Below are 251 nucleotides of genomic sequence, written 5' to 3'. Positions count from 1 at the left end.
GCGGTCCGCCGACGCCACCCGACCCGGCGACAACACCCCCCGGATCATGAGAACGACAGGGGCAGGAAGTCATACCGGGCCGGGCGACCGAGGGTCCCCGGCTGGGGACGATCAAAAAGGTAACGGGTGGGGCCGTGGAGATGCGCCTGCCGGAGCCGGGTGACGCCCTCACCGGGGTGGAGATGTTCGCCGGCCTGGAGCCGGAGGTACGCCAACGGGTGATCGCCGCGGCCGTGCCGCGCACCTACCGC

1 pseudogene is annotated in these 251 nt (G+C 72.1%); it reads left to right on the top strand.

Annotated features, from left to right (window positions below):
* Window positions 1-134: 134 nt before the first annotated feature.
* Window positions 135-251 (top strand): annotated as a pseudogene (locus tag AC0AIB_RS31680) (Crp/Fnr family transcriptional regulator); the annotation flags it as partial.

Source organism: Micromonospora sp. DSM 43699 (assembly GCF_055517075.1).
The sequence above is the reverse complement of the archived record's forward strand: the minus strand, read 5'-3'. Positions and strand labels throughout refer to the sequence as shown.